At 76.7% G+C, this 3,005-nt stretch carries 1 protein-coding gene; it reads right to left on the bottom strand.

Going from position 1 to position 3,005, the window contains the following annotated elements:
• Positions 1-2,919 (bottom strand): type I polyketide synthase (locus RM812_RS41205; protein WP_311586014.1); only part of this gene is annotated, 2,919 nt, incomplete at its 3' end.
• Positions 2,920-3,005 lie beyond the last annotated feature (86 nt).

The raw sequence follows: 3,005 nt of genomic DNA, 5'->3' as shown, positions 1-3,005 counted from the left end.
GACCCCCGGCTCCGGGTCGTAGATCCCCTCCACGTCCCACCCCCGGTCGTCCGGGAACCCGCCGATCGCGTCCACCCCGCCCGCGACCAGCTCCCACAGATCCTCCGGCGACCGCACCCCACCCGGATAACGGCAGCTCATCGCCACGATGGCGATCGGCTCGTCGGTGGTGGCTCCCACGGTGGCGGGGAGGGACGGCGAGTCCGCGGCACCGTCGACGAGTTCGCCGCCGAGGAAGCGGGCGAGGGCGGCGGGCGAGGGATGGTCGAAGACGAGGGTGGCGGGCAGCCGCAGATGGGTGGCAGCGCCGATCCGGTTGCGCAGTTCCACCGCGGTCAGCGAGTCGAAGCCGCACTCCCGGAAGGCGCGATGCGGTTCGATCGCCTCCGCGCTGCCGTGGCCGAGGACGGACGCGGCCTGGGTCCGGACGAGTGCCAGCAGCCGTTCCTCGCGCGCGTCGGCGGAGAGCGCGGCGAGTTCAGCGCGCAGGGAGTCGGTCGCGCCGGCGCCGGCGATCCCGCGCCGTGCGGCCGGGGCCGGCACGAGGCCGCGGAGGACGGCGGGGACGACGGCGCCCTGGGCCCGCAGGCCGGCCAGCGCGAGACGGACCGGGGCGACCAGCGCATGCGGTTGGGCGAGGGCGGCGTCGAAGAGTGCCACGCCCTCCTCTGCGGTGAGGGCGACCACGCCGTCCCGGGCGATCCGCTCGCGGTCGGCGGCGTCGAGGTGACCGGTCATGCCGCTGGCCCGGTCCCACAGTCCCCAGGCGAGGGCGTGGGCCGGCAGGCCCCGCGCGCGGCGGTGCAGGGCGAGGGCGTCGAGCGCGGCGTTGGCGGCGCTGTAGTTCCCCTGCCCCGGGCTGCCGGTGAGCCCGGCGAAGGAGGAGAAGAGCACGAAGTGCGTGAGCTGCCGGTCGGCGGTCAGCTCGTGCAGGTGCCAGGCGGCGTCGGCCTTGGGCCGGAGTGCGGTCGCCAGGCGCTCGGGGGTGAGCGAGGTGATGGTGGCGTCGTCCAGTACTCCCGCGGCGTGCACCACCGCGGTGACCGGGTGGTCCTCGGGCACGGCGGCCAGGGCGGCGGCGAGCGCCTCCCGGTCGGCGGTGTCGCAGGCGACCGCCGTGACCTCCGCGCCGTCCAGTCCGTCGGCCGCCTGGCCGCTGCGGCTGAGCAGCAGCAGGTGCCGTACGCCGTGGCGGGCGACCAGGTGGCGGGCGACGATGCCGCCGAGGGTGCCGCCGGCGCCGGTGATCACCACCGTGCCTTCCGGGTCCCAGCCCGTGCCCGACAGGCCGTCGCCGGTGCCGCCGTCCGCCTCGGCGGTCCGAGGGGTGGTGGTCTCCGGGGCCGGCGGGCGGGTCCGGACGAGCCGGGGCAGGTGCACGGCTCCGGCGCGCAGAGCCGTCTCGGGTTCGCCGAGCGCGTGGGCGCCGGCCAGTGCCCGCGGGGAGGCGGGGTCGTCGTCCACGTCGGCCAGCAGGAACAGGCCCGGGTGCTCGGCCTGGGCGGCACGCACCAGTCCCTGGACGGCGGCGGCCGCCAGGTCACTGCCGTCGGTGGCGCCCGAGGTGAGGACCAGGAGGGTGGCCCCGGTGGGCCGGTCGTCGGCGAGCCGGCACTGGAGCGCGTCGAGGACGTGGGCGGTGGCGCGGTGCACGGCGGCCGGGTCCGTACCGCCGGGGCAGGGCAGGACGACGACGTCGGCGTCGGCCGCGTCGGCCGGTGACGCCACCCGCACGGCGCCGGTGGCCCCGATGACGGAGGTGACGAGCGTCTCCGCGTGGTCGCCGTCGTCGCCGTGGTCGCCGGGGGCCACCACGGCCCACCGGGCCGCGGCTGCGGGCGGCGGGGCGTCGACGGTGGTCCATGTCAGGTGGAAGAGCGCCTCACGCCGGATGTCGCCGGTGCCGTCGAGACCACCGTCGGCGAGCGGACGCACCGTCAGCGCGTCCACCGAGGCGACCGGGGCGCCACCGGTGTCGGCCAGCTCCAGTGCGACGGTGTCGGGCCCGGTCCGCCGTACGGCGACCCGCAGGGCGGTGGCCTGGGTGGCGTGCAGTTCCACGCCCCGGAAGGAGAAGGGGAGTTCGGCTTGCTGCTCGGCGCGGTCGGCCAGGCCGACCGCGTGCAGGGCGGAGTCCAGCAGTGCCGGGTGGAGGCCGAAGCGTGCGGCCTGATCCCGCACTTCGGTGGGCAGGGCCACCTCCGCCCAGACCTCGTCGCCACGGCGCCAGGCCCTGGTCAGGCCGCGGAACGCCGGACCGTAGGCGAGACCGGCGTCCGCGAGGCGGGGGTAGACCTCCTGGATGTCCAGCGCCTCGGCGCCGGCCGGCGGCCAGTCGGCGAGGCCGGTCGCGCGGCCGGGCCGCGCCGCGCGCAGGCTGCCGGTGGCGTGCCGGGTCCAGGGATCCCCGGGTGTCGCGTCGGCCGGACGGGAGTGGACGCTGAACTCCCGCCGGTCCGCGTGGTCCCCGGTGGGGGCGTGCACGTGCACCTGGAGCGTCACCGCGCCCCGCGCCGGCAGGACCAGCGGGGTGGTGAGGGTGAGTTCCTCCAGGTGGGGCAGGGCCAGCTGGTCGCCGACGCGGATGGCCAGTTCCACGAAGCCGGTGCCGGGGAACAGCGGGGTGCCCTCGATGGCGTGGTCGGCGAGCCAGGGCAGGGTGCCGATGCCGAGTCTGCCGGAGAAGGTGACGCCCTGGTCGTCGGCGAGCTCCACCGCGGCGCCCACCAGCGGGTGCCCGGTGGCCATCAGACCGAGGGAGGCCACGTCCGCGCTCCCGCCGGGGTCGTCCAGCCAGTAGCGCCGGCGCTGGAAGGGGTACGTCGGCAGGTCCGGCACGCCCGTGCCGCCCGCACCGTCGAGAGGGGGTACAACCGCGTTCCAGTCGATGTCGACGCCCGCGGCCCACAACTCCCCCACCGAACGCAGAACCCGACCCCAACCCCCCTCACCCCGACGCAGAGTCCCCACCACCACACCCTCCACACCCACACCCTCCAACACAC

This window comes from Streptomyces lancefieldiae (assembly GCF_031845825.1).
Taxonomy (GTDB): domain Bacteria; phylum Actinomycetota; class Actinomycetes; order Streptomycetales; family Streptomycetaceae; genus Streptomyces; species Streptomyces lancefieldiae.
The sequence above is the reverse complement of the archived record's forward strand: the minus strand, read 5'-3'. Positions and strand labels throughout refer to the sequence as shown.